General features: G+C 51.1%; 1 protein-coding gene. It reads left to right on the top strand.

Annotation, left to right across the window (positions count from 1 at the left end):
- Positions 1 to 43: 43 nt before the first annotated feature.
- A partial coding sequence (locus ACTHS3_RS13480) for a peptide ABC transporter substrate-binding protein (protein ID WP_440368191.1) occupies positions 44 to 1,308 on the top strand: 1,265 nt, incomplete at its 3' end.

Genomic DNA, 1,308 nt, shown 5'->3' with positions numbered 1-1,308 from the left:
AGGCCGTCTGAAAAAGAAGAATACCCAAAAGAAGGAATGAAATATGGCCGGAAAAACCTATCCGCTGTTGGCTGCATTATTGGCTGCCGTATTCGCATTGTCGGCGTGTAGCCGCGATGTTAAGCCTGCTCCTGAGTTTAAACGTACCGATTATGAGCGCGTGGTGGTCAGCAACGGCGTTGAGCCGGGTACGCTGGATCCTCAGATGAGCGGTGATATGGCGGCCGGTGCGATTATCCGTCAGTTGATGGATGGTTTGGTCGGTACGGATGCCGAAGGCAAAACCATTCCTGCTTTGGCGGAAAAATGGGAGAGCGAGGGCGAGCGTGTTTGGACCTTCCATCTGCGTGATGCCAAATGGAGTAATGGCGATCCGATTACTGCCGAAGATTTCGTGTACAGCTTCCGCCGTCTTGCCGATCCGGCCACCGGCGCACCTTTCGGCAGCTATTTGGTCGATGCCCAAGTGGAAAATGCGGAAGATATATTAAACGGCAAAGCCAAGCCTGAGACATTGGGCGTCAAGGCGTTGGACGCGAAGACCCTGCAATTTACGCTGATTGCGCCCGTACCTTATTTCCCTGATATGCTGATTCAGCAATTCACTTTTCCGGTTCACCGCGCCACTGTTGAAAAATATGGCAATAAGTGGACGCAGCCCGGTCATTATGTTTCCAGTGGCGCTTATCTGTTAACGGATTGGAAAGTCAACAGCCACATTAATATGGAACGCAATCCCAATTATTACGATAAAGACAAAGTAGCCATTCCGAAGGCGGTTTTTCTGTCAGGCAGTGGTGAGTACAACCGTTATCGCGCCAATGAAATTGATGTGACCTACGGTATTCCCAGTGATCAGGTCAAAGTGGCGGATATTGAGTTTCCGGGCCAAGTAAGACGCACGACTTCTTTATGTAGCTGGTATTTGGAGCCGAACCACGAAGCAGCGCCGTTTAACGATCCGCGCGTCCGCAAGGCGCTCAATATGCTGACGCGCCGCGACATCGTCGTCAAAGTGGGCGGCCGTGGCGATACGCCTGCGTTCCAATTGACGCCGCCGCAAATGCAGGGCGTGATTCCTGTTTATCCTGAGTGGAAAGAGTGGACGCCTGAAAAACGCATCGAAACCGCACGCAAACTGTTGAACGAATCAGTCTACAACGATGATCATCCGCTTGAGTTCGATATTTTGTACAGCACCAGCGAAGCATCCAAAAAACAAATTACTGCTGTGCAGTCGGTGTGGAAAGCCGCCATTCCGTTTATCCGTCCGACTTTGTCCAACGAGGAATGGAAAACTTATTTGGA

The sequence above is a fragment of the Neisseria sp. P0009.S007 genome, assembly GCF_051962515.1.
Note: the sequence above shows the minus strand (reverse complement) of the source record. Positions and strands in the feature narration are given on the sequence as shown.